Origin of the sequence: Massilia sp. Bi118 (assembly GCF_918697865.1) — a bacterium.
Taxonomy (GTDB): domain Bacteria; phylum Pseudomonadota; class Gammaproteobacteria; order Burkholderiales; family Burkholderiaceae_D; genus Telluria.
Genome location: NZ_CAKKMV010000014.1, coordinates 21,818 through 48,368 on the forward strand (window position 1 = coordinate 21,818; position 26,551 = coordinate 48,368).

The 26,551-nt window shown below is 67.8% G+C and carries 18 protein-coding genes; 9 read left to right on the plus strand and 9 right to left on the minus strand.

All coding sequences use genetic code 11. The features are described from left to right. Positions 1 to 62 precede the first annotated feature (62 nt). A complete protein-coding gene (locus LQV39_RS19735; protein WP_230027919.1) occupies positions 63 to 572 on the minus strand; it encodes a lytic transglycosylase domain-containing protein in 510 nt (169 codons plus the stop codon). 244 nt (positions 573 to 816) lie between these two features. On the opposite strand from LQV39_RS19735, the gene LQV39_RS19740 reads away from it, so the two are divergent. Beyond that, positions 817 to 1,830, plus strand: coding sequence for a 5'-nucleotidase (locus tag LQV39_RS19740; protein WP_230027925.1), 1,014 nt, complete (start codon positions 817 to 819; stop codon positions 1,828 to 1,830). Here LQV39_RS19740 and pbpC read toward each other — a convergent pair. Then, complete coding sequence (gene pbpC / locus LQV39_RS19745; protein ID WP_230027930.1) at positions 1,737 to 3,932, minus strand: penicillin-binding protein 1C; 2,196 nt, start codon at positions 3,930 to 3,932, stop codon at positions 1,737 to 1,739. The genes LQV39_RS19740 and pbpC overlap by 94 nt on opposite strands. Next, positions 3,929 to 9,697, minus strand: a complete 5,769-nt coding sequence (locus LQV39_RS19750) for an alpha-2-macroglobulin (protein WP_230027931.1) — start codon at positions 9,695 to 9,697, stop codon at positions 3,929 to 3,931. The genes pbpC and LQV39_RS19750 overlap by 4 nt, the downstream gene beginning before the upstream one ends. 169 nt (positions 9,698 to 9,866) lie before the next feature. Here LQV39_RS19750 and LQV39_RS19755 point away from each other — a divergent pair, with 169 nt between their 5' ends. Beyond that, on the plus strand, positions 9,867 to 11,267 hold the full coding sequence (locus LQV39_RS19755) for an L-cystine transporter (protein ID WP_230027937.1): 1,401 nt from the start codon (positions 9,867 to 9,869) through the stop codon (positions 11,265 to 11,267). Here LQV39_RS19755 and LQV39_RS19760 read toward each other — a convergent pair. Next, positions 11,236 to 12,381 carry a DUF3466 family protein gene (locus LQV39_RS19760; RefSeq protein WP_230027942.1) on the minus strand — a complete coding sequence of 382 codons (1,146 nt, stop codon included), beginning with the start codon at positions 12,379 to 12,381 and terminating at the stop codon, positions 11,236 to 11,238. The two genes, LQV39_RS19755 and LQV39_RS19760, sit on opposite strands and share 32 nt — an antisense overlap. Before the next feature lie 209 nt (positions 12,382 to 12,590). Between LQV39_RS19760 and LQV39_RS19765 the strand changes: the two genes are divergently transcribed. The 3 genes from LQV39_RS19765 (at position 12,591) to LQV39_RS19775 (ending at position 14,989) form a co-directional block, all read left to right on the plus strand. Continuing rightward, positions 12,591 to 13,355 carry a histidine phosphatase family protein gene (locus tag LQV39_RS19765; protein WP_230027948.1) on the plus strand — a complete coding sequence of 255 codons (765 nt, stop codon included), beginning with the start codon at positions 12,591 to 12,593 and terminating at the stop codon, positions 13,353 to 13,355. Between the two features lie 10 nt (positions 13,356 to 13,365). After that, positions 13,366 to 14,346 (plus strand): NAD(P)H-hydrate dehydratase, encoded by a 981-nt coding sequence (locus LQV39_RS19770; RefSeq protein ID WP_230027954.1) that lies wholly within the window; start codon positions 13,366 to 13,368, stop codon positions 14,344 to 14,346. 232 nt (positions 14,347 to 14,578) lie between these two features. Continuing rightward, positions 14,579 to 14,989 carry a hypothetical protein gene (locus LQV39_RS19775; RefSeq protein ID WP_230027956.1) on the plus strand — a complete coding sequence of 137 codons (411 nt, stop codon included), beginning with the start codon at positions 14,579 to 14,581 and terminating at the stop codon, positions 14,987 to 14,989. Between the two features lie 167 nt (positions 14,990 to 15,156). Here LQV39_RS19775 and LQV39_RS19780 read toward each other — a convergent pair whose 3' ends face one another. The 3 genes from LQV39_RS19780 to LQV39_RS19790 all read right to left on the minus strand — a co-directional run bounded on the left by LQV39_RS19780 (position 15,157) and on the right by LQV39_RS19790 (position 20,269). Further along, positions 15,157 to 18,363 carry an efflux RND transporter permease subunit gene (locus tag LQV39_RS19780; RefSeq protein WP_230027960.1) on the minus strand — a complete coding sequence of 1,069 codons (3,207 nt, stop codon included), beginning with the start codon at positions 18,361 to 18,363 and terminating at the stop codon, positions 15,157 to 15,159. Positions 18,364 to 18,374: 11 nt separating this feature from the next. Continuing rightward, positions 18,375 to 19,562, minus strand: a complete 1,188-nt coding sequence (locus LQV39_RS19785; RefSeq protein WP_230027967.1) for an efflux RND transporter periplasmic adaptor subunit — start codon at positions 19,560 to 19,562, stop codon at positions 18,375 to 18,377. Positions 19,563 to 19,849: 287 nt separating this feature from the next. Further along, complete coding sequence (locus tag LQV39_RS19790; RefSeq protein ID WP_230027973.1) at positions 19,850 to 20,269, minus strand: divergent PAP2 family protein; 420 nt, start codon at positions 20,267 to 20,269, stop codon at positions 19,850 to 19,852. A 136-nt stretch (positions 20,270 to 20,405) separates the two neighbouring features. On the opposite strand from LQV39_RS19790, the gene LQV39_RS19795 reads away from it, so the two are divergent. The 4 genes from LQV39_RS19795 to LQV39_RS19810 all read left to right on the plus strand — a co-directional run bounded on the left by LQV39_RS19795 (position 20,406) and on the right by LQV39_RS19810 (position 23,566). Then, positions 20,406 to 21,446 carry a DUF475 domain-containing protein gene (locus LQV39_RS19795; RefSeq protein WP_230027979.1) on the plus strand — a complete coding sequence of 347 codons (1,041 nt, stop codon included), beginning with the start codon at positions 20,406 to 20,408 and terminating at the stop codon, positions 21,444 to 21,446. 19 nt (positions 21,447 to 21,465) lie between these two features. Next, positions 21,466 to 22,041, plus strand: a complete 576-nt coding sequence (locus tag LQV39_RS19800) for a TerD family protein (protein WP_230027983.1) — start codon at positions 21,466 to 21,468, stop codon at positions 22,039 to 22,041. 86 nt (positions 22,042 to 22,127) lie between these two features. Beyond that, positions 22,128 to 22,535: a hypothetical protein gene (locus tag LQV39_RS19805; RefSeq protein ID WP_230027985.1), complete on the plus strand. Its 408-nt coding sequence runs from the start codon at positions 22,128 to 22,130 to the stop codon at positions 22,533 to 22,535. 56 nt (positions 22,536 to 22,591) lie between these two features. Continuing rightward, positions 22,592 to 23,566, plus strand: coding sequence for a PHB depolymerase family esterase (locus LQV39_RS19810; protein ID WP_230027991.1), 975 nt, complete (start codon positions 22,592 to 22,594; stop codon positions 23,564 to 23,566). 9 nt (positions 23,567 to 23,575) lie between these two features. On the opposite strand, the gene LQV39_RS19815 is transcribed toward LQV39_RS19810, so the two are convergent. Both LQV39_RS19815 and LQV39_RS19820 read right to left on the minus strand, forming a co-directional pair. Continuing rightward, positions 23,576 to 24,040 carry a GyrI-like domain-containing protein gene (locus LQV39_RS19815; protein WP_230027996.1) on the minus strand — a complete coding sequence of 155 codons (465 nt, stop codon included), beginning with the start codon at positions 24,038 to 24,040 and terminating at the stop codon, positions 23,576 to 23,578. Positions 24,041 to 24,122: 82 nt separating this feature from the next. After that, entirely contained in the window at positions 24,123 to 26,474 is a 2,352-nt protein-coding gene (locus LQV39_RS19820; RefSeq protein WP_230027998.1) for a hypothetical protein, read from the minus strand. Positions 26,475 to 26,551 lie beyond the last annotated feature (77 nt).

Sequence of the window (26,551 nt, forward strand, 5' to 3'; positions counted from 1 at the left end):
TCAGGACAGTCCTGACAAGCTTGCCAAGATACATTAGGGAACAAGCAATTTCTTGCGACAGCTCAGGATTCGAGCAGCCTCAAAGCCTCGATGCTGTCCGGGTCGCGTTTCAGCTTCTCCGCCGCCGCCCGGATCTTCTGGTAATAGACCCCATTCCTCACGCCGCGATAATCCTTGTAGGCTTCGGCGACCGGGTCCGCGCTCCCCTCCCGCCTGGCCTTGTCGATCAGCGCCTGCAGATAGCGCGTGCCGAGCCGGATATTCGTCGCCTCGTCGACGAAGGCCGGGCTGTCGTGGAAGACATCCGCGTCCCGGTACAGCACCGCTTCGGGCCGGCGCGCATCCCAGTGCTTGCGCAGATTGTCGAGGCGGCACAGCTCGCGGTTCGCCACCTTCAGCAACTGCATCAGGCCGCGCGCGCTGCTGCCCTCGGCCTGTGCGCAGCTGTCGAAACGGGACTCCATATAGATCTGGCAGACGATCAGCTCGGTGCTGAGGCAGGACTGGTTGTTCTCCTCGACCAGCTTGCGGATCGCCCGCAGGCGCGCCACCTGCTCGTTTCGCGTGTCCATGTTCGGCTCCTTGCAAACCCGGCAGTGTCATGGTCGCGCCGCCGGCGCCGGGCACGCTTGAGTAGACGCAAAGGCATGCGATATGGGTAAAAAGCAAGACCCCTTCGTCCATTGCTCGCCCTCAAAAGAGCCCTGAATTCTCCTCCATTCGTTTCTCCTTGGAATATTCTTATGGAGCCAAGCCGCTTCCGACCTTCCTGTCGGGTAATATCCGATCAGCGCTTTACTCAACCACACAGCCGCCATGCCCCTCGACCTCACAGACACCCTCGTCGTCGGTATTTCCGCCACCGCCCTGTTCGACCTGGCCGAAGCGGATGCCGTCTACAAAGCCAAGTACGCGAAGAACCCGCAGAACGCCCTCGATGAGTACCGGGCCTACATGCTGGAGCGCGAGAACGAACCGCTGCGCGACGGCACCGGCATGCCGCTGGTGCGCGCCCTGCTCGGCCTGAACCGCTTTGCGCCATCGGAATCGAAGCCGCTGGTGGAGGTCGTGGTCATGTCGCGCAACAGTCCCGAGACCGGGGTCCGGGTCTTCAACAACATCCGCTCGCGCGGGCTGCCGATCTCGCGCCACGCCTTTACTGGCGGGCAGTCGGTGGTCGATTACCTGGATGCCTTCGCGGTCGACCTGTTCTTGACCACGAACGTCGAGGACGCGCAGCGCATCATCGACGCCCAGGCCTGCGCCGCCGCCGTGCTGAAGCCGCCGCCGCATTCGGGCGACGCGCCGCTCGAAGACCAGGTCAGGATCGCGTTCGATGGCGACGCCGTGCTGTTCGACGATTCGAGTGAGCTGGTCTACAAGACCGAGGGCCTGGGCCGCTTCCACACCGTCGAGGACGAAAAGCAGAACGAGCCGATGAACGACGGCCCCTACGCCATCCTGCTGCGCAAGCTGGCCAAGCTACAGGAGCGGCTGCCCTTCGGCGCGGATGCCTCGCCGGTGCGCATCGCCATCGTCACCGCGCGCAGCGCGCCGGCCGAGATGCGGGTCATCAATACCCTGCGCCACTGGGGCGTCTACGTGAACGAGATCTTCTTCCTGGGCGGGGTGCCGAAGTCGAAGGTGGTGAAGGCCTTCCGCGCCCACATCTTCTTCGACGACCAGGACCTGCACCTCGATCCGGCCGCCAAGCACGTGCCTTCCGGCCGCGTGCCCTACCGCTCGGATTCGCCGCTGTTCTCGCCGATTTCCGGCGTCGATTTGGCCGACGATCCGCCGCTGCTGGTCGAAAAAGTCGAGACCACCTGAGCGCCGCCGCGCACCTCGAAACGGGCGCTCGCCACCGCGCGCCCGTCCTGTCCCACCAGCTGCAGTTCATGCTTGCCCGGCACCGGCGCCCAGCCGCCCTCCACCGCGGCCTCGCCCATTTCCTCGCCGTCCAGCACCCACATCAGCTCGCGCCCGCCCTGGGCCAGGAAGCGCACGCGCTGCAGCCGTTCCGGGATGTCGGGATCGAGCGCGATCAGGCTGGAGTCGGCCGGGTAAACGATCTTCGGCTGGCGCTGGGACGGCGCCAGCAGTTCCACCGACGCGGTCTCGCTGCCGCGCACGAACCACTCGCTGCGCGGCGCTTCGACGGCCGGTGTGAAGGCGACCATCTGCCGCACCAGGCCGGGCGGCGCGGACGGCGCGCGGCTGGGACTGTCGCGGTGCAGGTAGTCCATCAGGTCGCGCCACACCGGCGCCGCGCCCGAGACGCCGGAGACGTCCCACATCGGCCCACCGTCGAAGTTGCCGACCCAGACCCCGACCGTGTAGCGGTTCGACCAGCCCACGCACCAGTTGTCGCGCATGTCCTTGCTGGTGCCGGTCTTCACCGCGCTCCAGAAGCTGGTGGCCAGTTCGTTGCGCAGGCCGAAGGTGACGCTGCGGGCGCCGCGGTCGGACAGGATGTCGCCGACAATGAAGGCGCCCTTTTCATCGAGCACCCGGCGCTTGCGTTCCGGTGCGCGCGCACGCAGCGTGACGCTCCCTTGAAGACCGCCATTCGCCAGCGTCCGATAAGCGTTGGTCAGTTCGAGCAGGCTGACGTCGGCCGAGCCGAGGGCCAGCGAGTAGCCGTAGAAGTCCGCCGCCTCGGTCAGGCTGGACAGGCCGACTTCGCGCAGGCGTTCGTGGAAGCGCTCCAGCCCCGTCAGCATCAAGGTCCGCACCGCCGGGATGTTCAGCGAGCCGGCCAGGCTGGTGCGCACGCTCGCCACCTCGTGGTAGCGACGGTCGTAGTTCTGCGGGACGTACAGGCCGCCGACGGTCGGGATATCGACTGGAGTATCGTCCAGCAGTGAGGCTGCGTGCAGCAGGCCGCGCTCGATCGCCAGCTCGTACAGGAAGGGTTTCAGGGTCGAGCCGGCCTGGCGCAGCGCGGCTACGCCATCGACCTCGCCGGCGCCGGTGTTGGCGACATAGGCCAGGATCTCGCCGCTGTCGTTGTCCAGCACGACGACAGCGCCATCGCCGACATTGCGCCCGGCCAGCTCGGCCAGGTGGCGGCGCAGGGTCATGGCGGCGAAGCGTTGCAGCTGGCCGTCGATGGTGGAGCGGACCTCGCGCTGCCCTTTGCCGCCGTCCAGCAGCAGGCGCGCGACCTGGGCCGGGGGCTGCCGGAAGGCTGCGCCCTGGCGGCTCAAGGCCACCTCGACCTGCCATTCGATGGTCGCGCAGGACGATGCAGCCTTCAGCTCCGCCGCCAGCGCACAGGCGCGCCGCGCGACTTCACGCACGGGGGCGCCCGGCGCCCGCAGCAGGCTGGCCAGGATCGCCGATTCGCCGAGGTCCAGGCTGGACGGCGCCTTGCCGAACAGGCCGCGCGAGGCCGCGCCCACGCCCTGCAGCTCGCCGCGGAAGCTGGCCAGGTTCAGGTAGGCTTCCAGGATCTGCTGCTTGCTCCAGCCGGCCTCCAGCTCGCGCGCGGCCAGGGCCTGGTCCCACTTCTGGCGCCAGCTGCGGCCCGCCGCACGCGAAGCCAGCGCCGGGTCGAGCAGGCCGGCCAGCTGCATCGTGATGGTCGAGGCGCCGCGCAGGCGCGCCTGGCTGCCGCGCACGCGGAACAGGTTGTCCCAGGCCGCCTGCCCGACCGCCTTCAGGTCGATGCCGCCATGCTCCATGAAGCGCTGGTCCTCGGCCTGCATCACCGCGCGGCCCAGGCTGGGCGACATGTCGGCCAAGCCCACCCAAGGCTGGCGCCGCGCCGCCATGTCGATGCGCACGCTCTCCAGCGGCTGGCCGTGGCGGTCGAGCAGCTGGGCCTCCGATGGCTGCCAGGCCGCTTTGACCTGGGCCGGCGTCGGCACCGCGGCCACCGCCGGCGCCGCGAGAACCGCGGCAAACAGCAGGGCAATCAGCGTTTTCAAGGCCCCACCAGGATAGTCGCATTCGGCACTTCGCCGAACATCTCCGGGTTGTACATCGCCTCGACCCGCGTCACCGGCATGCTGAAGCGGCCTTCGTTATTCAGGCGCACCGTGTACTCGACGCTGAAGCTGCCCTTCGGGACGAACTCGTAATAGGAACGGAAAGCCGACTGGCTGCGTTCCTGGAAGGCCGGCCACACCCAGCCGCGCGCACGCTCGCCCGAAGCGGCGATCTGGCTGTCGCGTCCGAGGCCCGTGCCGAGGATGCTGGCGCCGGCCGGGATCGGATCGTCGACCACGACCCAGGTCATGTCGGCCTGGGCGTCGATGTCGAGACGCACGCGGTAGACGTCGCCGCGCGACCACTGGCCCTTGCTCTTCTGCTCGACCGGCGTGATGCTGCGGGTGATGCGGTAGCCCGAGGACAGCGGCGCCTTCAAAGGGATCGCCGCCAGGCTGCGCACCGTGGCCCAGGGCTTGCCGCTGCCCAGCTGACGCAGCTTCAGGGTCGCCTGCCCTTCCGGCCAGGCCTGCAGCACCGTAGCCGGCACAGTGCCGGTCCAGGAAGCGCCGCCCAGCGTCAGCTGCGCCTTGCCTTGTACCTTCTCGGCCTCGTACTTGCGCGAGAAGGCGTCCAGCGCCACCACGCCCCAGGCGTTGGCGGTGGTCGTCTGCCAGCGCCCATGCTGCTGGCGCCCCAGCGCGCCGCGCGCCAGGCGGCCGATATCGGCCTGCCAGAACGGGTCGCCCATCGCCGCCAGCAGCAGGCGGTTGGCATTCGCATCCGTGGACGCCATCAGCCACCACCATTCGTCGCTGCGCTCGGTCGAGAAGCCCATGGTCGTGCCCTGCAGGTTCATGCGCGCACGCAGCACCTGGCGCGCCTGGGCGAGCTGCCGCTCGCGCTCCGGTAAATCCTGGGCGCGCATCAGGATCTGGTACCAGTCGAGGACCGCGGAGGTCGGCCACAGATTCGGCTGGACCGTGATCGATTCCAGCATCGCCGGCGCCACCTGCCCGCTGCGCGACAAGGCCTCCAGCGCGGACAGCTTGCGCACCGTGAGTTCGCCGCTGGCCAGCAGCGGCGGACGCGCGATCCTGCCCTGCACGAAGGAGGTGAGCCCGGCTTCCATGCGCTGCTTCAGGTCTTCCGGGATTTCGTAGCCCGCTTCGCTCGTCAGCGACAGCACGTAGGCGGTCAGGACATCGCTGCCCTGGTCCATGGTCGCGAAATACTTGACCAGGCCGTCAGCGTCGAGGTGGGCCGGCAGGGTCGCCACGGTGGACTCCCACAGCGCCTTGTCGCGCAAGGCCACCGAACGCGAAGTGCGCTGCTCGAAGCAGGTGTAGGGATAGGCCTGCATGTAGTCGCGCACGCCGGGCAGGTCGCCGCCGATGCGCGCCGTGAGCGTGGTCTGGATGCCGCCGCGGCCCGGCAGCGCGTCGCCCGGGCGCTGCACAGGCAGGGTCTTTTCGCCGTCCAGCTGGATCAGCGTGGCCTGCAGGGTGCGCACCGGCACGGCGGGGCTGACTTGCTGGCGGATGCGCATGCGGTCCTGCGCGCCCTCGCCTGCTGCGCCCTCGACTTCCCACTGCAGGGTCTTGACGCCCACCGGCGCCTGCACCGTCCAGCCGATCTCTCGTGACTCGCCTGGCGCCAAAGTCACGCTAAGTGGCGCCAATGCCTGCCCCCTTGCGCCGTCGGCGGCCATGCTGGCGCTCAGGCGCACCGCCAGTTCGCGCTGGGAGGCGTTACGGACCGTGAAGCCGGCGCGGAAAGCGTCGCCCTCGCGCACGCTGGCCGGAAGGCCGGACAGCAGCATCAGGTCCTGGGTGGTGCGGATGTCGGCGCTGCCGGTGCCGAACAGGCCCGCGCCGCCGGCAGCCACGGCGACGATCCTGAAACTGCCCAAGGTGTCGTTGAGCGGCACCTGCACGCTGGCCTCGCCGTTCGCGTCCAGCGTCACCTTGCCCTTCCACAGCAGCAGGGTCTCGAACAGTTCGCGCGTGGCGCTGCGCCCGCCGCCGCCGCCATGCGGGAAGGCCTTGCGGCCGAAGTGGCGCTTGCCGATCACCTGCATCTGCGCGGTCGCGGTCTGCACCTGCAGGTTCCGCTCGCGCATCATGGTCTCCAGCAGGTTCCAGCTGGTGTTGGGCATCAGCTCCAGCAGGCCGGCGTCGACCGCCGCCAGCGCCACTTCGGTCCCTGCCGGCAGCTTGCGGCCGCCCGGCCCTTCGACCCTGATTTTCACGGCGGCCTGCTCGCGGACTGTATACACTTGGCGTTCCGTGCTGACCTGCACCTTCAGTTCGTGCGGCGCCCAGCCGACCTTGATCGGCGCGATCCCCAGCTTGTAGGCCGGCTTGCCCAGGTCGACCAGCGCGGTCGGCTGCACGCCCGCCACGCGTCCGCGCACGACGAAGGCGGACACGAACACGTTGGGCGCATAGCTGGCCTTGATCGGAATGCGCACCACCTGCTCGCGGCCGGACAGGCGCCGCACATAGCTGTCGAGGATGCCCTCGCGCTCGACCGTCACCAGCACGGTGGCATGGCGGAAGGGGCTGCGCACCTGCAGGGTCGCGGTGTCGCCGGCTTCGTAGCGCTTTTGCGCCGGCAGCAGGTCGATGCGGTCATGGTCGCCGGCCGCGAACCACTGTTCCTGATCGCCGCCGATCCAGACCTCGCGCTGGGTCGCCGCGACCCGTCCCTGGACGTCGCTGGCGCGGGCGCGCAGGATCAGGTCACCCTCGGCCGGCGCCTTGACCTCGCACAGCAGCAGGCCGCGCGCATCGGTGACGCCGCTGCAAGCCTCGCCAAGGCGCTTGATCTCGCTGCTGTGCTCATAGCCGTAGAAGCCGCCGACCAGGCGCCGCCGGTGCGAGGTGGTCTGGCGCACGAAGAAATCGACGCCGACCGGCACGCCTGCCACCGGCTTGCCGGCCACGTCCAGCACGAGGGCCTGGAATTTCACGGCGTCCTTCTTCAAGAGCCAGCCCTCCGGCTTCAGCCCGACCACATAGGCGGACGGCCACAGCGCCACACGCGCCGCCACCGTCGAGGTCTCGCCGTTCGCATCCTGGTAAGAGAGCTCGGCCAGCAGGCTTTTCGGCTTGTCGAGCGCGGGCAGCCTGTCGACCGCGATGCGCGCGCCGCCGGCACGGTCCAGGTTCAGGGACTGGGTACGGGCGGCTTCCAGCTGGTTACCCTCTTCCCCGCTTTCCGGCGCGGCGCCTTCGCCCTCGTCCTCATCGCCGCCCACGCTGCCCTGCGCCACCACGCCTTCCTTGACGTCGCCCAGCCCGAGGCTGAACTCTTCGTAGCCGGGGAACTGGACGCCGGTATCCTGCACCACGCTGCGCAGCTTGACCGGGGCCCGGCCGGCCGGGCCGCCGGATAGATAGCCGACCTGCGCATCGAAGCTGACGCTGGCCGGCGCCACCTGGGCATCGAGCGGCGCCTTCAATACCGCCTTCATGGTCGGCACGCGGAACTGCTCGACGCGGAAGGAGCCGGACAGCAGGCCGCCGACCAGCACCTCGTACACGCCCAGCTTGGCATCCTGCGGGATCTTCCACTCGCCCTGGGCGGCGCCGTTCGCATCCCAGGCCAGGGCAAGCTCCGTCTTCTCGCCGCTGCCCTGGTGGACCAGGAAGGCCTTGGCCGGCAGCGCGGATTTTTCGGCGCCCGCATCGCCATCCGCCGCGCGGTTGCGCCATGCCTGGCCTGGGTCCGGCGCCTTGTCGCCGGCCTGCACCATGGCAAAGCCGGCCATCGTCTGGCGGCGCATGAAATGCTTCATATGGACGGTTTCGCCGGCGCGCAGCAGGCTGCGGTCGAACACGGTGGCGGCGATGCGGCTGTCTTCGAAGCGCCCGCCGGTCGGCAGGTTGAAGCGCCAGTTCTCGATGCCGTCGTGCCAGTCGGACAGGGTAAACGTGAAGTCATCGCCGCTGCGCGCCGTGATGAAGTAATTGTCCTGTCCCTTGCAGCGCGAGGGCGGCAGCTCCTTGCGGATGCGGGCGATGCCCTGGGCGTCGCTGACGCCGCTCCACAGCAGCCGCGCCGCGCAATCGCGCACTTCGACCCGGGCGCCGGCCACCGGCCTGCCCTTGTCCAGCGAAGTCACCCACACCAGCGAGGACTGCGCGCCCAGCTTGAAGTGGGCCGCCAGGTTGGTCACCAGGGCCGCGCTGCGCACCCAGGCGGTACGCCCTTTCGGATTCAGCGCGGCGCCCAGGCGCGGGCTCTCCAGCTCCACCACATAGAAACCGGGCTCGCGCAGCGGAATGCCGATGACCTCGAAGGCGCGCCGTCCGTTCGGCTTGGGCAGGGTGAAGCGCTGCAGCGTCTCCTTCCTGGCAGCGGCGCCGGCGAACACGGAGGCTTCCAGCTGCTTGCCGGACGGCTGCGAGGGCGTCCAGCCGCCCCAGGGCCCGGACAGTTTGTGCAGCCATTCGATGATGTCCTTCTCGCGTCCGGCCTTGAGCTGCAGCGCCGCGCCGCTGCTGCGCATGGTGCCGGCCAGCTTCGCTTCGACATTGCGCACCGTGACCGGCAGCATGCGGTCGCCCTGCGCTTCGAGGATGCCGAAGGGCGCCGCGAACTTGACCAGCGGCGGCGCCTCGCCGGTGCGCACCGGCAGCGGGAAACGCGCGGCGTTCACCAGCGGACGCCCGGCATCGTCCTTCAGGCCGGCCGGCAGGTGCAGGGTCAGGCTCGCGTGTTGCGGGAAAGGCCCGGGCAGGCTGACCGTGCCGACGGTGTTCGTCCTGTCCGCCTCCTTGCCCAGCGCGGCCGGATGGCGCTTGCCGCCCGCTTCTTCCAGATAGATCGCACGCGCGTCCGCCACGGCGATGGGCGCGCTGAAGTTCACGCGCATCGGCAGGAAGGGAATGCACGAGGCGCGCGCGCTGACCCGCTCGCAGCTCAGCCTGGCGCTGAAATCGGGCCGCGTCTTATAGCCGAGCATCTGGTCGGTGGTGGTGGCGGCGCCATTGGCGGCGGCAATGCCTGCGCCCCAGGCCAGCGCCACCTTGGTATCGGCGGGCAGCGTGCGCTGGCATTGCAGCACCAGGAAGCGGTCCAGCTTGCCGGCCTTGTCGTCGGCCCGCAGATGCGCCAGCGTGTAGGGTTTGCCGAGTTCGCGCATGTCGTCGCCATGCAGGGTCCGCTGCAGCATCCAGCGGCTGGCGAACAGCGCCTGCTCGCGCGCTTCGCCGCCGAGGATGCGGACTCCGATTTTTTCGGCGATGCCGTCGGCCTGGCACCAGGCATGCGCGCTGACGGAGGCCGGCGTGGCCGGCGCCGACAAGGCCAGCACGAAGGCCTGGCGCTCGTCGATGGCGCCGCTGCCATCGTAGGGCTGGCTCTGCAGCACCGCGGGGCCGCCGGTCGCCAGCAGGAATTCGCGCTTGCCCTCGATGGGCTGGCCGGCCAGGTCGCGCAAGTCCTTGCGCAGCTGGAAGCGGCAGCGCACCGCGCCCGGGAGGTCGCGCTCGAAGTCGTAGACCCAGGTGCGCTCGTCGACCCAGCGCCCGGCGCCGGGGACCGGGCAATCGACCTCGATCGGCGCGGGCGCGCGCAGGTCGCCGAAGGGCACCATCGCCGCGCTGAAGCGGGCGGTGGCCTGGCGCACCTCGCGGACCGCGCCTTCGGGCGTGAATAGTTCGATGGCCGTGCGCGCGGGCGGCGGGCTTTGCGCCAATGCGCCGGTGCAGCAGCTCATCGTCAATACAAGGACCAACACTTTCAGCAAGCTCATGCCACGCATCTCGTCTCTCCCGTCCGAAGCCAGCCGAGTCTTGCAAGATTGAATAGCACTGTCAACAACATTTACAAGAGGACAGCAATCGGGTCGGCAAAAGCAGGCGGACCATGCACGCTATGCATGAATCACTATAAAATGCGTCAGTTATATTTCCGGTACGCATATGAGCCTCCCACTGATCCTGAACCTGGCCATCGCCATCGCCGTCTGCGCCCTGCTGTTCGTCATGCAGCAGCGCCACGCTTCCTTCACCAAGCGCGTGTTCACCGGCCTCGGCCTCGGCGTGCTGGTCGGCGCCGGCATCCAGTTGGCTTACGGGCTCAACTCTCCCGTCATCGCCCAGACCAATGCCTGGCTCGACGTGGTCGGCAGCGGCTACGTCAAGCTGCTGCAGATGATCATCATCCCGCTGATCATGGTTTCGATCATCCAGGCCATCCTCAAGCTGCGCGACGCCTCTTCGCTGGGCAAGATCAGCGCGCTCACGATCGGCACCCTGATGGTCACCACGGCGATCGCCGCCGCGATCGGCATCCTGATGGCCAAGCTCTACGGCCTGACCGCGGTCGGCCTCACCTCGAGCGCGGCCGAAGTCGCGCGCGGCGCCTACCTCGAAGGCAAGCTGGCGGCCGCCCAGCAGCTGTCGCTGCCGAACACCATCCTGTCCTTCATCCCGGAAAATCCCTTCCTCGACATGACGGGCGCGCGCAAGACCTCGACCATCGCCGTGGTGCTGTTCTCGATCTTCATCGGGGTCTCGGCAACGGGCATCGCCGCCAAGCACGCGGATGTGTTCGAATCCTTTGCCCGCTTCGTGCACGTGGCCCACGTGATCGTGATGCGCATGGTGACCCTGGTGCTGCGCCTGACGCCGATCGGCGTGTTCGCCCTGATCGTCCAGGTGCTGGACAGCTCCAGCATGCAGGACATCCTCAAGCTGATCAACTTCGTGGCGGCCTCGTACAGCGCGCTGATCCTGATGTTCTGCGTGCATCTGCTGATCGTGTCCGGCATCGGCCTGAATCCGGTGCGCTACGTGAAAAAGATCTTCCCGGTGCTGGCCTTCGCCTTCACCTCGCGCACCTCGGCCGGCAGCATCCCGATGAACGTGCAGACCCAGACCGCGCGCCTCGGCACGCCGGAAGGCATCGCCAACTTCGCCGCCTCCTTCGGCTCGATGATGGGCCAGAACGGCTGCGCCGGCATCTACCCGGCCATGCTGGCGGTGATGATCGCCCCGACCGTCGGCATCGACCCGTTCACCAGCGCTTTCCTGCTGCCGCTGATCGGCATCGTCACCATCGGCTCGGTGGGCGTGGCCGGGGTCGGCGGCGGCGCCACCTTCGCCGCCCTGATCGTGCTGTCGGCGATGAACCTGCCGGTGGCGCTGGCCGGCCTGCTGATCTCGATCGAACCGCTGATCGACATGGGCCGCACCGCCCTCAACGTGAGCGGCTCCATCACGGCCGGCACCCTCACCAGCCGCGTGCTCGGCGAAACCGACATGCGCGTCTTCAACAGCGACGCCGCCCTCAACCTCGACGGCGACGAACAGGTAGCCTGAGCCCCTTCCCCCGTGCCAGGCCCAGGGCCAGGCCGGCCGCCAGCAAGGCGAACACCGGCGGCTCGGGCACGGCCGACACCAGGTCCAGGCGCACCGCCTGGCACACCCCCGCGCGGCAGGCGTTCGCCGCGATCTGCTGCACGTCGTTGATGGCGTTCGCGCCCGTGATGGTCCAGCCCGATGCTGGATCGATCAGGGTGTTGAGGTCGATCATTTCGCCGTTTTCGAACAGGAAGGCATAGGAATCGAAGCTGGCCCCGCGGCTGCTGCCGACCACCTGGCCGAGGTTGTTGATGTCGCTGGCGAAGCTGCTCTCGCCCGGCAACAGCTCGCCGATCACGTGCATCTCGCCGTTCACATACAGGAATGCGGCTCTCGGATACAGCTCGCCGGGATTGCCCGGCAGCGAATCGACGCCCAGGTAACCCACCACCTGCCCGAGGTCGTTGATCGACACCGCCGCGCCCCAGGGCCCGCCCAGGTTGCCCAGGCCGGTCATCGTGCCTTCGTGCCAGACGAAGGGATCTTCCGGATAGTTGGGCGCGCCGTGGATGGTGCTGGCGGCGGCGCCGACGATGTCGCCATGGCTGTTGATGGCGATGCCGACGCTGCCGTCGCTGTAGGGCAAGGTGCCGAGATCGGTGAGCGTGCCGCCGGACAGCATATAGCCATGACGGTAGACGTCGTCCGGCATGCTCACGAACATCGAGCCGACGATGGCGCCGCCGTTGTTGATGCCGTAGGCCTGCATATATGTACCGCCGCCAAGCGCGCTCATGCTGCCGCCGCTGTACAGGAAGCCGTAGCTGCCGCCGTTGGCGTCGATGCTGGAATTGCCCACCACCTGGCCGAGGTCGTTGATCGCCATCGCGTTGCTGTCGCGCCCGCCGAGGGTGCCGATGTCGGTCAGCAGGCCGCTGGAATAAACGAAGCCGTGGTAGGCGTCCCCCGCCTGCAGCCAGCCGACCACCTGGCCGGCGTTGTTCAGGTCGTTCGCCTGGCTGCCGGCGCCGGCGACGACGGTGACGGCATAGCGCGGATCGGCCGATGCCAGCAAGGGCGCCGCCAGCGCCGCGGCGGCAATCAGGGACTGTAGAAATCGGGTACGACGCATGGGGCCTCCGCCTGGTGAATGGATGGCGGAGTATGGATTGGGGCCGATGCGTGCGGCATGAGCCCGCTCAGCGAAGCTTCGGATGAGGCGCATTCCTACACGCCCTTTTTCGCTCGCTGCCCGCTTTCGTTTTCAGCCGGAATCGTGCGCAGACGTCTTGCCGAATCCGTCTATGATCATGTCATGTCAAAATCACAAACAGGTTGGTGATGGACCAAAAGTGGCCTCAGGAAATCTGGCTGGTCCGGCACGGACAAAGTGCCGGCAATGTTGCGCGCGATGCCGCCGAAGCTGCCGCCGGATTGCGTGTGGATATTGCCGAGCGCGACGTCGACGTACCCCTGTCCGAGCTCGGCATGCAGCAGTCGCAGGCGCTGGGCGCCTGGTTCGCCGCCCTGCCCGAGCACACCCGGCCGAACGTCGTGCTGTATTCGCCCTATGTGCGCGCCGTCCAGACCGCCAGGTTCCTGATGGAGCGCCTCGACCGCGAAGAACTGCTGGCGGTGCACGCCGACGAGCGCCTGCGCGAAAAGGAATTCGGCATCCTCGACCGCCTGACCGTGCGCGGCATCGCCGATCAGTTTCCCGACCTGTACGAACAGCGCCGCCACGTCGGCAAGTTCTATTTCCGCCCGCCCGGCGGCGAGAGCTGGTGCGACGTCATCCTGCGCCTGCGCAGCGTGCTGGACACGCTCACCCGCGAATACTGCCGCGAGCGCGTGCTGATCGTCGGCCACCAGGTCATCGTCAACTGCTTCCGCTACCTGATCGAGCGCATGGACGAAGCCACGATCCTCGAACAGGACCGCCTGGGCGACGTGCCGAACTGCTCGGTCACCTCCTACGCCTTCGACCCCTCGCTGGGCAAGCGCGGCAAGCTGGCGCCGCGGCTGCTCAATTTCGTCGCGCCGCTCGAAGCAACGGGCACCCCCGTCACCACCGGCAAGGATGTGCCGGCGGCGGCGAAGGCTTGAGGCGCACTTCATGACGCTGCAAACCAACGCCCGTCCGCGTGACCTCGATGCAAGCATGCTGCGCAGCTGGCCGCTGCCCATCCCCTCCAACGATGCCGACAAGGAAGAGCGCGGCCACGTGCTGATCCTCGGCGGCTCGCGCGAGATGCCGGGCGCCGTCATCCTGGCCGCCGTCGCCGCCCTGCGCGCCGGCGCCGGCAAGCTGACGGTCGCCACCGGCAACAGCGTGGCCCAGCTGGTTGCGCTGGCGATACCCGAGTCGCGCGTGCTGGGCCTGGCCGAGAACGAAGCCGGCGGCTTCACGGTCGAAGCGGTGGCCGCGCTCGATCCGCTGGCCGACCGCATCAACGCGGTCCTGATCGGCCCCGGCATGCAGGACGAGGAAGCCACGGCGCGCCTGGTGCATGCGCTGCTGCCGCGCCTGCACGGCACCGACACCAGCATCATGCTCGACGCCAACGCGATGGGCGCGATCCTGCATCCGCCGGCCGGCGTCAACCCACCCTTCCGCTTCGACGTTCCAGTACTGGTGACGCCGCACGCGGGCGAGATGGCGCACCTGACCGGCATCGCGAAAGAAGAAATTTCCGCCGGCGACGACCGCCTGGCCCTGGACATGGCGCAGCGCTGGAACGCGGTGGTGGCGCTGAAGGGCGCGCGCACCGTGATCGCCACCCCGGACGGCGAACGCTGGCAGCACGAAGGCGGCAACGTCGGGCTGGCCACCTCCGGCTCGGGCGACGTCCTGGCCGGCATCATCGCCGGGCTGGCGGCGCGCGGCGCCGGACTGGCCCAGGCCGCGGGCTGGGGCGTGGTGCTGCATGCGCGCGCCGGCGAACGCCTCGCGGCGCGGCTCGGCAAACTCGGCTACCTGGCGCGGGAACTGTCGGACGAGGTCCCCGCACTGCTCGAACAAGCCGCCGGCGATACCGCCGACGCGGCGACTAGACCATCCGGCAGTTTCGCTGGTGGAATGAGGGTGGAACGCTGATGGTTCGGCTCTCAATTATAGAGGTGTGCAATTCGGGAACTGGGAAGCACCATGTCAGGTCTACCGGAGTCGAATTCGTACACCACAATGGGGCCGCGTTCTGCGTCGGCTCCCCGATGGTTCCTTGATGGGCCGAAAGGTCCTGTTGGAACTAACCTGGCGTCGTCGACCCTCCAGCGCCTCACCTGGAGACGGCGGCAAAAAAAGTAGACGTGAACGAGGAGTAAAACAAATGAAAGCTCTTAACAACGCATCGAAGATTCTGTTTGCCGCAGCCCTGATGGCAAGCCTGGCGGCTTGCAAGAAAAACGACACCACCAGCACGACCGGCACCGGTGACACGTCGGCCACCGCGCCGAGCAGCACCTCGGGCACCAGCGGCACCGGCAGCACCGGCGCAGCGGGTGACACCGCCACCGGTACCGGCACCACCGGCACCACCGGCACCGGCACCACGGGCGCAACCGGCACGATGGGCGATACCGGCACCGGCGCAACCGGCACCGGTACCACCGGTACCGGCACCACGCCGCCGGTCGACAGCACCGGCACCGGCACTGGCGCCACTGGTACGGGCACGACCGGCACCGGCACCACCGGCACCGGCACCACGCCTGCCACCGGCACCGGCACCGGCCATTGATTGGCAGTTGAGCGTCGCCTCCGCAAAGGGCCTGGAACGGGTCCTTTGCAACGGCGAAAAAAAAAGGCCTGCGCGAGCAGGCCTTTCCTTTTGCAGTTTCATATTCAGCTGGGACTGTGGCTGACCACCGGGGTCAGAGCCCCAACTGAAACACCGGACTCTGACCCCTAAGCGGCCGCAGTTCCCTCGCGGCGGCCGATGGCGAAGCGGCCTGCCTTGACGATCAGGCGGAACACGAAGCGCACCATCACGATGGTCAGGATCGCTTCCACGAAAGTCATCACGAAGGCCGGCAGCGCCGTGAAGCGCACCACACGGCGGCGGAACTTGGCGCCCATGCGGTCCTTCGCGATCTCGATGCTGTCGTAGAAGGTCGGCACGACCAGCAGGGTCAGCATGGTCGAGGTGATGGTGCCGCCGATGATGGCGATCGCCAGCGGACGGTAGAACTCGCCGCCCTCGCCCAGGCCCATCGCCACCGGCAGCATGCCGGCGATCAGCGCGAAGGTCGTCATCAGGATCGGACGCAGACGGGCGCGGCCGGCTTCCATCAGCGCTTCCTCGCGGTCCATGCCTTCGGCTTCACGGCTACGCGCCGCATCCAGCAGCAGGATCGCGTTCTTCGCCACCAGGCCCATCAGCATGATGATGCCGATCAGGCTCATCAGGTTGATCGTCGAGTTGCTCAGCAACAGGGCCACGACCACGCCGATCAGCGACAGCGGCAGCGACAGCATCACGCCGCCCGGCGCCGTGAAGGAGCCGAACTGCATCACCAGGATCAGGTACATCAGGCCGATACCGGACAGCAGCGCGATCACCATCTGGGTGAACAGTTCCTGCTGGTCCTGGCCCATGCCGCCCAGCTGCAGGCCATAGCCCGGCGGGAAGTCCATGCTCTTGGCCAGTTTCATGGCGTCGGCGGTGACTTCACCGTTCGAGCGGCCCTGCACGTTGGCGGACACGGCGATGATGCGCTTGCCGTCCTTGTGCTCGATGGTCGACGGGCCCTTGCCCATGGTGATCGTCGCGATCTGGTCCAGCGGCACCAGCATGTTGCTGCCGGTGACGGCGATCGGCAGGCGCTCGATGTTCTCGGTCGCCACCCGGTCGTCCGGATGCAGGCGCACGGCCACGTCGCGGGTTTCGCCGGTCGGGTCGACCCAGTCGCCGACTTCGATGCCGGCAAAGGCCACGCGCAGCGCGCTGGCGGCGTCGCCCACCGAGATGCCCATCGAGTTCGCCAGGCCGCGGTCGAGCACGATCTGCAGCTCGTCCTTCGGATCCTGCTGCGACAGGCCGACGTCGACCGCGCCCGGCACCTGGCGCAGCTTCTCCATGTAGGCCGTGGTCAGTTCCATCAGCTTGCGCGAATCCGGACCGGTGAACTCGACGCGCACCGGCTTGCCGCCGCCGTTGTTCAGGTCGTCCTGGACCACGAACTCGGCGCCGACCAGGGGCTTGAGGCGCTCGCGCAGGTCGGCCGCGATTTCGGCGGCGGTGCGGGTGCGCTCGGTGCGCTTGCCGATGTCGACGTACACGCGGCCGCCGCTGGCGCCGATGTAGTCGTTGGTTTCCTTGGTTTCCTTGATGCCGCGGGCGATCTCGGCCGCTTTCTCCATCTTCAGGCGCGCATACTCGACCGACGAGGACGGCGGCGTGCGCACGTCGATGGCGATGTTCTGCTGGTCCGATTTCGGCAGGAAGGACGAGCCGCCGAATTTCATGTGCAGGGCGATCGCGCCGACGAAGCTGGCGACCGCGATCAGGGCCATCGACTTGCGGTGGTGCAGCGCCCAGGCGATCACGCGGCCGTAGCGGTCGGCCTGGTGGTCGAACCAGACGTTGAACTTCGCCAGCGCCTTCGACAGGCCTTTCTTCGGCGCGTGGTGGTAGCCCGGCGGGTCGCCCCAGAAGGCCGACAGCATCGGGTCGAGGGTGAAGGAGATGAACAGCGACACCGCCACCGAGGCCGTCACGGTCAGCGCGAACGGACGGAACCATTCGCCGGACATGCCCGGCATGAAGGCCACCGGAATGAACACGGCCATGATCGAGAAGGTGGTCGAGGCCACCGCCATGCCGATCTCGGCGGTGCCTTCGAGCGCCGCGGTGCGCCGGTCCTGGCCGTTTTCCATGTGGCGCACGATGTTTTCGCGCACCACGATCGCATCGTCGATCAGCACGCCGATCGCCAGCGACAGGCCGAGCAGGGTCATGAAGTTCAGCGTGAAGCCGCACAGCCAGACCGCGATGAAGGCCGCCAGCACCGAGGTCGGCAGCGACAGCGCGGTGATCAGGGTCGAACGCCAGGAGTTCAGGAAGGCGTACACCACGAAGATGGTCAGCACCGCGCCCAGCACCAGCGATTCGATCACGTTGTTCAGGCTGTTCTGTGCGTTCTTGCCGCCGTCGCGCACGATTTCGATGCGGGTGCCTTTCGGCAGGTCTTTCTGGATCTCGTCGACCATCGTGCGCACCTTTTCCGCCACCGTCACGGTGGAGCCGTCGCGGGTGCGGGCGATCTGGATGCCGACGTTGTCGTTGCCGCTGCGGATGGACAGGCCGTCGATGTCGGCGAAGCCGTCCTTGATCTCGGCCACCTGGTTCAGGCGCACGATCTGCTCGCCGTTGCGCTTGACCACCACCTGCTGGAAGTCGTCCGGATGCTCGATGCGGCCCACCAGGCGGATGCTCTTTTCGTCGAGCACGCCGCGCACCTTGCCGACCGGGGCATTGGTGTTCTGGCGCTGCAGCGCGCTGGTGACGTCGCCGACCGACACATTGAATTCACGCAGCTTGTCGGCGCGCAGCAGGACCGACAGTTCACGCTTGAGCGAACCGTTGACGGTCACGGTGGACACGCCGTCGATACTGCGGAAGCGGTCCGCCAGCACGTCCTCGGCCAGGCGCGAGATCTCGGCCTTGCTCTGGGTGCTGGACGACAGCGCCACGTTCATGATGGGCTGGGCCGAGGGGTCGAAGCGCCGCAGGATGGGCTCGCGCATCTCGATCGGCAGCTTGTAGCGCACCGCAGCGATCGCGTTGCGGATGTCGTCCGAAGCTTCGATGATGTTGCGGTCGAACTCGAACTCGATCCAGAACTGGGCCGAGCCCTCGTTGGCGGTGGCGTTCATCTCGTGCACGCCGGGAATGCTCTGCATCGATTTCTCGAGGCGGTTGACGATTTCGCGCTCCACCGTCTCGGGCGACGCGCCCGGATACGGGATCATGAGCATGATCGCCGGCATCTCGACGTCGGGACTCTCGTTGACCCGCAGCTTCTTGAGCGCGAGCAAGCCCAGGCACATCATCATCACGATCAGCACGATCGTGGCGATCGGCTTCTTGACGCTAAAGTTGGAAAGGAACATGGCGTATTTCCTTATTTACCCTGGGCGCCAGGATTGCCGACGCTGGCCAGCGACTGGGCCTGGGCCTGGGCCTTGGGTGCGGCCATGACAACCGCCTGGCCATCCTTCAGGCTCGAATTCGGTGCGCGCAGCACCAGGTCGCCGGCGGCAAGGCCGGATTTGACTTCGTAGGCGCCGCTGCGCTGGTCGCGCGCGCCGATCGCCAGGTCGGCCTTGACCAGCGACTTGCCGCCGGCGCCGATTTTCCAGGCGTAGGTATGGTCGCCGGACTTCACCAGCGCGCTCTCGGGCACCATCAGGACCGAGGAGCTCTCGGCGTCGATGCGGCCTTCGGCGTACAGGCCGGACACGCGCGGCTGCTCGCCGGTCAGGCCGACCAGTACTTCGACCTGGCGCGTCACTTCGTTCGCGGCCGGGTCGATGCGCTTGACCACGCCGGTGAACTGGCGGTCGCCATAGCCGTTGATGTGATAGGTGACCTTCTGGCCCACCTTGACGGTGCTGATCTTGTCGGCCGAGACGCGGCCTTCATAGCGCATCGAGGTCGGATCGATGACCTTCAGCAGCTCCTTGCCGACGGCGGCGGTGTCGCCTGCCGAAACCTTGCGGTCGGAGACGATGCCGTCGAAGGGCGCGCGCACCACGGTGCGGCCAACCTGCTGGCGCGCGGCCACCAGGCGCGCACGCGCGGCCGAGACTTCGCTCTGGGCGGTATTGCGGCGCACTTCGGCGTCGTCCAGGGCCTGGGCCGAGGCCATGCCGGACGAGCGCAGGGTCTTGAGGCGGTCCAGGGCGCGGTTCGACTGGTCGAGGGCCTGCTCGGCGGCGCGCGCCGAGGCTTCGGCCGACATCAGGCTGTCGCGGATCGAGGTCTCGTCGAGCTTGACCAGCACGTCGCCGCGCTTGACCGGCTCGCCGTTCTCCTTCAGCACCTGCAGGACCACGGCCGAGACTTCGGCGCGCAGGTCGGCCTTGCGTTCCGGCTGGATCGAGCCGGTGATCACGGGACCCGAAGCGAGCGCATTGCTCTGCACCGTCAGCACGTCTTCCGGCTGCACCAGCAGCTGGACGGGCTTGCCATCTTTCTTGGCATCAGCCTGCGCAGTCGCAGTGGCCGGCTTGGCGGGTTCCTTGTCACTTTTGCCGCAGGCGGCAAGCGCCGAAGCAATGGCAAGGACGAGTAGGGTTTTGCGCAGCATTTCGTGGTTCTCCCGAGTGGACTCGCTACCTGTAAATATAAGAATATAAAAAGCCAGCGCGCAGTATCGGTGAGCCAGTCATGACAGTCAATCGAGGATAGTCAGAGCGTGGTTTTCGAGGGATGAACTGCGTTTTTTGGCGATGAACTGCAGTTGAGCGGGGGTGAAACGCGTCCGGATGCGGACAGTTGGCGGACAGTGCGGACAGTGCGGACAGAGCCCCAACCGTCGCCCCGCGAAGGCGCAAGAGAGCCCCCGGCTCTCTTGCGCCAAGTTGAATTGCAGTCTTACTTCACGAACAGATGGTAGACCAGGTTACCCATCAGAATACCGGTAACGATGCCCCCGCCGATCTCGACCAGGGTATGCCCCATGCGCTCGCGCAGCTTGCGAAAGCCATCCCTGCCCTCCGACAGGCGATTGATGGCGGCGGCCTGGCGGCCGACGTGCTGGCGCAGGCTGTTGGCGTCGATCATGACGATGAAGCACAAAGTCACTGCAACACCGAAGGCCGGATGGCTGATGCCCTCGCGCAGCGCGATCAGGGTCGCCATGCTGGTGACGGTGGCGCTGTGGTTGCTCGGGAAGCCGCCGTTGCCGACCAGGTTGAAGGCCCAGGCGCGCTGGCGCGCACTGTTGATCAGGAATTTGATCGGGCCGACCACCAGCCAGGTCAGCAGCGGGGTCAGCAGGTAAGTGAAGTCCATGAGAGTTCCAGTGTGTTATTACAAACGTAATGCCGGGCAGCATTATCGCAGAAGCGATGCGCCTGCCATACATGGAAACAAGTATTATCCCGATCAGTGTGGTTTATAAGACAACGCAAAATATAAGGAGAATTCAATGCAACATTTCAAGCTGTCTTTCGCAGTGACGGTGGTCTTGCTGGCGCTGGCCGCCTGGTGGGGTTACAGCCACGGCGGCGCCGGCGGGCTGGTACAGGCCCTGTGGATCGCGGCGGTACTCGGCGTGCTTGAAGTGTCGCTGTCCTTCGACAACGCGGTGGTCAACGCGACCGTGCTGCGCAACTGGAACGAATTCTGGCGCAAGCTCTTCCTCACGGTGGGCATCCTGGTGGCCGTGTTCGGCATGCGCCTGGTGTTCCCGCTGCTGATCGTGTCGGTGGCGACCGGGCTCGGCCTGGTCGACGTCTGGCACATGGCCGTGAACACGCCGGACGAGTACGCGCGCCAGCTGACCGCCCAGCACGCCGAGGTGGCGGCTTTCGGCGGCGCCTTCCTGCTGCTGGTCTTCCTCAACTTCCTCTTCGACGAGGAAAAGGAACTCCACTGGCTGGGCTGGATCGAAGAAAAGGTCGGCGAGTTGGGCAGCGAAGGCCTGGCGATCCTGCTGACCCTGGTCGCCGTGTTCGGCTGCATGAGCCTGATGCCCGAGCCGCAAAAGCTGCCGGTGCTGATCGCCGGCGTGGTCGGCGTGATCGTCTACGTGGGCGTGGACTGGATCAGCGGCCTGCTCGAAGAGGAGGAACACGATCCGGCGGTCGGCAAGCTGATCTCGCAGGGCAGCATCGGCGGCTTCCTCTACCTCGAGATACTGGACGCCTCGTTCAGCTTCGACGGCGTGATCGGCGCCTTCGCCATCACCAACGACGTCGTCATCATCATGCTGGGGCTGGCCATCGGCGCGATGTTCGTGCGCTCGCTGACGGTGTTCCTGGTGCACAAGGGCACGCTGGACGAGTTCGTCTATCTCGAGCATGGCGCCCACTACGCGATCGGCATCCTGGCCCTGATCATGTTCGCCAGCGTCGAATACGAGATCCCGGAATGGTTCACGGGCCTGTCCGGCATCGCCTTCATCCTGGTGTCGCTGTGGTCCTCGGTGCGCCACAAGCGCCGCGAACAGCTCGAAACCAGCACCTAATCAAAAAGAAAGGAACATCATGGCGATCAGTCTGCAAAAAGGCGGCAACGTCAATCTGTCCAAGGAAGACCCGAGCCTGAAAAAGGTCATCATCGGCCTGGGCTGGGACCCACGCGCCAGCGACGGCGCCACCTTCGACCTCGACGGCAGCGCCTTCATGCTGCGCGGCGACGGCAAGGTGCGCGGCGATGCCGACTTCATCTTCTACAACAACCTGCAGTCGAGCGACGGCTCGCTCAAGCACACCGGCGACAACCGCACCGGCCAGGGCGAAGGCGACGACGAGCGCCTGCTGGTCGAACTGTCGCGGGTGCCGGCCGACGTCGAGAAGATTGCCTTCGCCGTCACCATCCACGAAGCCGACCAGCGCCGCCAGAACTTCGGCCAGGTGGCGCGCGCCTTCATCCGCTGCCTGAATGCGGACGGTGAGCGCGAGATCGCGCGCTACGACCTGTCCGAGGACAGCTCGACCGAGACGGCGATGATCTTCGGCGAACTCTACCGCTACGGCAGCGAATGGAAGTTCCGCGCCGTCGGCCAGGGCTACAACGGCGGCCTGGGTCCGCTGGCGCGCTCATTCGGCGTCAACGTATAGTCGGCGAACCGCTGCCGTTCATGAGGTTTTGACAATCCGCGCGCGCATCGGCAGAATGGGCGCGACTTCACTCACGCCCCTACCCCATGCCTTCGACTATTCCACGCCGCGCCAGTGTCCTGATTGCCTCCGTCATCGTCGCCGCGATCGTGCTGTTCGCGCTGTACACGGCGCTCGTGCTGCACTGGTCGTATTCCGAGGGCGAACGCGCCGGCTACCTGCAGAAGCTGTCGCGCAAGGGCTGGCTGTGCAAGACCTGGGAAGGCGAGATCCTGCTGTCGAGCATGCCGGGCGCGATTCCCGAGCGCTTCGCCTTCACTGTCCGTGACGAAGCCGTCGTAAAGCAGCTGCAGGCCGCCATGGGCCAGCGCGTACAGCTCAGCTACGCCCAGCACATCGGCCTGCCGACCAGCTGCTTTGGCGAGACCAGCTATTTCGTCGAGAAAGCCGTGGTCGGCGGCAACAACCCGGTCGCGCCGAATCCGGGCACTTGATACGCAAAAAGAATCAATAGCCGGGTTATCGATACTTTTTCATATCAGGTGATGCCATGAGAGGGCGGGCTGCGGGATTACTGCTGGCGATGTGCGGTGCGATGAGCGCCGCCCAGGCCTCTACCATCGTCGACTACACGCTGCTGCGTCCCGAAGGCCGGCGCCACTACCTCGTGGTGGAACCGGACCGGCTGGCGCGCAGCAACCGTCCCACCGTGATCCTGCTGCATGGCCATGGCGCCTCGGCCGCCTTCATGGTCGGCCTCGAATCCTTCGGCTTGTACAAATCCCAGGACTGGATCCGCCTCGCCGAACGCGAGCGCGTGATGCTGATCGCGCCCGACGGCATCAAGGGCGCCGACGGCAAGCAGGCCTGGAACGATTGCCGTGCGGACGCCGCCAGCAATGCCACCAGCGACGACGTCGGCTTCCTCGCCGCCCTGATCGACACCGCCGTCAGCGAACTGGGCGCCGATCCGGAGCGCATCTACGTGTTCGGCAGCTCGAACGGCGGCGGCATGGTCTACCGGCTGGGCATCGAACTGGGGCCGAAGCTGGCAGCGATCGGCGTGCAGAGCGCGCTGATGCCGATGCAGAGCCGCTGCAAGGCGCCGGTGTATCCGATCTCCGTGTTCGTCTCGCACGGCACCGCCGACGAGATCGCGCCCTATTACGGCGGCAAGGTCGGGCACTGGCTGCTGCGCGACCGCGGCAGCGGCGTCAGCGCCGACGAATCGGTGGCCGTATGGCGCCGCGCCGCCGGCCTGCCGGAAGCGCCGATGCGCTTCCGCCTGCCGCACCTGCAATCCTCGGACCCGACCTCGGCCACGCGCTATGTCTGGGGCAGCGACCCGGCCCGTGTGCAGGTCGAGTTCATGCGCATCGACGGCGGCGGCCACACGCACGCCTCCAAGGCCGAGGAACTGCCGTGGATCCTGCGCAAGCTGGTCGGCAACATGAACCACGACGTCGACACGGCCGAAGAGGCCTGGAACTTCTTCAAGGACAAGCGGACGACGGGCGTGCGCTAAGTCGTTTGCTTACGCCAGCGGCAAGCGCAATTCGCAGGCGAAGCTGCCGTCGGCCTCGGCGCGCCAGTTGCGGGGATAGTATTCGGTGCAGGGCCGCGTGAAGTCGGCGGACTGGCCGCTGGCCGGCAGCCATGCCTGCAGCAGCCATTGCCAGGCCCCCGGCACTTCCCAGGCCTGGCCCGAGAAAGCGGCCACCGCATGGACGCCGCCCGGCAGCAGGGTCACGAAGACGCCGGCCGGCGCCCTGAAATCCGCACCCACCTCGACGCCCGCATCGTAGCGGCAGTCCTGCGCCAGCGTGACGGACGGGTCGTCGTGGCCGATGCCATAGGTGGCTTCGCCCAACAGGCCCTGTTCCCGCAGCCAGGGGCGGAAAGTCTCCATCCAGAAGCGGCCGATCTCCGGTCCGTAGGGCCCGGTCTTGCGCATGGTGGCGATGCGCACCGGCGGCAGCGTGACGATGGCGACCTTCATTTCCGACTGCTCCTCATGAATGCGATGAACGCATTCTAGGCGCGCCGCGCGGGCGCCCCAACTGGAAGATCCTACAGGGTGCTCAGCTTTCGCCGCGCTGCCTGGCCACCGCTTCGGCCAGCCGCGCCGCCGCCTGCTGCGCCGAAGGCAGCTGCGAGAAGCGTCCCAGTACTTCGCGCGCCAGGTCGGCCGATTCGGCGCGCTGCTTGGCCTCGGCCTGCAGGGCGTCGACCTGTTCGCGCAGCGCGCCCAGTTCCGCCACCTGCTCTTCCTGGCGGCCGGCTTCCAGTTCCACCAGGCGGCGCTTGGCTTCCATCATTTCCTGGGTGGCCTGCAAGGACTTGCGTTGCATGTCGGCGGCCTGCTGGGCGTGTTCCAGCAGCGCGCGCTGGGCTTCGCGCTTGTCGACGGCCGTCTGGGCCGCGGCCTGCTCGGCCAGTTCGCGCATCTTCGCCAGCTCGGCGCGTTCTTCCTCGGCCTTGGCACGCGCTTCGGCGGCGGCGACGGCCGCGTGCTCGGAGGCGATGCGCGCCGCGGCGGCCTCGCTGGCGCGGGCATCGAGCGCGGCCTGCTGGCGCTGGGCCGACAGCTTCTGCTCGAGCAGAAGCAGGGCTTCGCGGGCGGCGTCGGCGCCCGCCTGCTCGGCCGCCAGCAATTCTTCGGCCAGCGCCTGCCGGCGGGCTTCGTGTTCGGCGCGTTCCGCCTGCGCGCGCGCCAGTGCGGCGGCTTGCGCGGCGGCGGCTTCGGCGCGCTGGGCGGCATCAAGAGCCTCGTGCTGCTGCGCGGCGGCGATCGCCTGCTCATGCTCGACCTGGCGCGCCGCATCCATGACGGCCTGGCGCTGGGCCTCGACCGCCGCCTGCTGCGCGGCCAGGCTGCGCTGTTCGTGTCCGGCCTGGGCGCGCAGCAGCGCTTCCTGTTCCTGCTCGGCGGCGATCCTGGCCTCGGCGGCGGCGGCCAGTGCGCGCTCGGCCTCCTGGCGCTGCTCCAGCGCGGCAAGCGCTTCGCGCTCCACGTGCATGCGCTCGCGCTCGGCGGCGGCCAGCGCTTCGGCTTCCTGGGCACGGCGCTCGGCCAGACGCGCGGCTTCGCGCTGCAGTTCCGCCTGTTCTGCCTCATGGGCGAGGCGCGCCTGCTCGGCGGCGTTCTCGGCGGCTTTCGCCTGGGCCGCGGCGGCCGACTGGGCCGCGCGTTCTTCGGCCAATACCCGTTCGCGCTGCTGCTGCTCGGCTTCCAGTGCCGCCGCTTCCGCCGCCTGGCGGTCGGCATTCAGGCGCAGGCGCGCCTGCTCGGCGGCGAGGCGCTCCGCGTCCAGGCGGGCCTGGGCCTGGGCGGCTTCCTCTTCCTCGGCCTGGGCGCGGGCCAGCGCCACTTCGCGCAGCTTGCGGTCGGCTTCGATGCGGGCTTCGGTGGCGGCCAGGATCCGGGCTTCGGCTTCACGCCGCGCCTCGAGCGCGTCCGCGGCCCGCGCTTCCCCGCGCTCGCGGTGGACGGCGGCGTCGCGCAATTCCTTCTCGGTCTGCAGGCGCATGCGCAGCGATTGCGCGGCGGTGCGTTCGTACTCGGCCTGGGCCAGGGCGATCGCTTCGCGTTCCTGCTCGATGTGGGCCAGCGCCCGCGCCTCTTCCAGTGCCCTGGCTTCGGCGGCGGCACGCGCAAAGCTGGAGGCCAGCGCGACCTGGTCGGCGCGCTCGCGCTGCAGCGCCAGTTCGAGCGCCTCGGCTTCGGCTTCGGCCAGCTTTTCGGCGGTCAGTCGCGCGGCCTTCTCGGCGCGCTCGCGTTCGCGGGCCAGGATCGCAACTCTTGCGTCGGCGCTGGCGCTGTGGCTGACTTCCTCGCGCGCCGCGTGCACGGCGGCGACCCGCTCGGCTGCCTGCAGGCGCGCCTGCTCGGAGTGCTGCGCCAGCTCATCGGCCTGGCGTGCGGCGTGTTCCGCCAGTTGGGCATCGGCTCTGGCCTGCTCTTCGGCACGGCGGCGCGCCTCTTCCTGGGCGCGCGCGCGCGACTCGGCGGCCAGGCGGATGTGGGTGTCGGCTTCCACGCGTGCGCGCAGCTCGGCGGTTTCCTGGCGCATCGCTTCCAGGCGCTCGGCCGCGGCCCTGGCGGCGGCGCGCAGGGTATCGATGCGGTCGCGGTTGGCCTCGATCGCCTCCTCCGACGCCTGGGCATTCGCCAGCGCGGCGGCCGCGGCTTCGGCGTCGATCGCCGCGCGTTCCTCGGCCAGGCTGCGGGCGCGCGCCTCGGCATGGGCCCGGTTCTCGGCCGCCACCGCCGCCTTGGCCTCGGCCTCGACCCGGGCGATGCCTTCCTTGATTGCACGCTGCTCGAGGTGCTCGCGCTGCGGCTCCACGCCCGGCGCCGCGTGCTCGTGGGAGGCGGGCATCAGGTCGATGGTGAAATCGGCGTCGTCGTTGTGGTCGGGATGGTCGGTCATGGCTTTTCGAGGGCGGACTAGGGCTTAGCGTGATTATGCGTCACAGCTGAAAAACCTGTCACGCCGAACACAGCGGC

Excerpts from the sequence above, each read along its gene's own strand:
- LQV39_RS19735 (WP_230027919.1), bottom strand. The coding sequence starts at position 572 with ATGGACACGCGAAACGAGCAGGTGGCGCGCCTGCGGGCGATCCGCAAG.
- LQV39_RS19740 (WP_230027925.1), top strand. The coding sequence starts at position 817 with ATGCCCCTCGACCTCACAGACACCCTCGTCGTCGGTATTTCCGCCACC.
- LQV39_RS19750 (WP_230027931.1), bottom strand. The coding sequence starts at position 9,697 with ATGAGCTTGCTGAAAGTGTTGGTCCTTGTATTGACGATGAGCTGCTGC.
- LQV39_RS19755 (WP_230027937.1), top strand. The coding sequence starts at position 9,867 with ATGAGCCTCCCACTGATCCTGAACCTGGCCATCGCCATCGCCGTCTGC.
- LQV39_RS19760 (WP_230027942.1), bottom strand. The coding sequence starts at position 12,381 with ATGCGTCGTACCCGATTTCTACAGTCCCTGATTGCCGCCGCGGCGCTG.
- LQV39_RS19765 (WP_230027948.1), top strand. The coding sequence starts at position 12,591 with ATGGACCAAAAGTGGCCTCAGGAAATCTGGCTGGTCCGGCACGGACAA.
- LQV39_RS19770 (WP_230027954.1), top strand. The coding sequence starts at position 13,366 with ATGACGCTGCAAACCAACGCCCGTCCGCGTGACCTCGATGCAAGCATG.
- LQV39_RS19775 (WP_230027956.1), top strand. The coding sequence starts at position 14,579 with ATGAAAGCTCTTAACAACGCATCGAAGATTCTGTTTGCCGCAGCCCTG.
- LQV39_RS19780 (WP_230027960.1), bottom strand. The coding sequence starts at position 18,363 with ATGTTCCTTTCCAACTTTAGCGTCAAGAAGCCGATCGCCACGATCGTG.
- LQV39_RS19785 (WP_230027967.1), bottom strand. The coding sequence starts at position 19,562 with ATGCTGCGCAAAACCCTACTCGTCCTTGCCATTGCTTCGGCGCTTGCC.
- LQV39_RS19790 (WP_230027973.1), bottom strand. The coding sequence starts at position 20,269 with ATGGACTTCACTTACCTGCTGACCCCGCTGCTGACCTGGCTGGTGGTC.
- LQV39_RS19795 (WP_230027979.1), top strand. The coding sequence starts at position 20,406 with ATGCAACATTTCAAGCTGTCTTTCGCAGTGACGGTGGTCTTGCTGGCG.
- LQV39_RS19800 (WP_230027983.1), top strand. The coding sequence starts at position 21,466 with ATGGCGATCAGTCTGCAAAAAGGCGGCAACGTCAATCTGTCCAAGGAA.
- LQV39_RS19805 (WP_230027985.1), top strand. The coding sequence starts at position 22,128 with ATGCCTTCGACTATTCCACGCCGCGCCAGTGTCCTGATTGCCTCCGTC.
- LQV39_RS19810 (WP_230027991.1), top strand. The coding sequence starts at position 22,592 with ATGAGAGGGCGGGCTGCGGGATTACTGCTGGCGATGTGCGGTGCGATG.
- LQV39_RS19815 (WP_230027996.1), bottom strand. The coding sequence starts at position 24,040 with ATGAAGGTCGCCATCGTCACGCTGCCGCCGGTGCGCATCGCCACCATG.
- LQV39_RS19820 (WP_230027998.1), bottom strand. The coding sequence starts at position 26,474 with ATGACCGACCATCCCGACCACAACGACGACGCCGATTTCACCATCGAC.